The organism is Halohasta sp. A2 (genome assembly GCF_056175805.1).
On record NZ_JAQFWV010000330.1, the window covers coordinates 1 to 252 of the forward strand.

Here is a 252-nt window from a genome sequence, read left to right on the forward strand (position 1 = left end):
AGAATCGAGAGCATTTCAAACAGTTTGTCACTGACACATTCTTAGATCTCTCTCAACGTCTTGGATTTGCGAATGGTTGGATCAAAAAGTTCCTCACCGATATTCAAAAGTTACGCTGACCACTCCGGCGGGGCGCCGCCACGTACATCCAGTGGAGATAGCGCCAGACGTTCTGTAACAGCAGGCTCACGACAAACAGCAATAGCCGTAATCCGGCATCACGAGAGCTCGTGAGAGCGAGGCTTTTCCTAG

The 252-nt window shown here is 50.0% G+C and carries 1 pseudogene; it reads right to left on the reverse strand.

The window, feature by feature from the left end:
- Positions 1-112 precede the first annotated feature (112 nt).
- Positions 113-252, reverse strand: a pseudogene (locus O2S87_RS19325) (ISH3 family transposase); the annotation flags it as partial.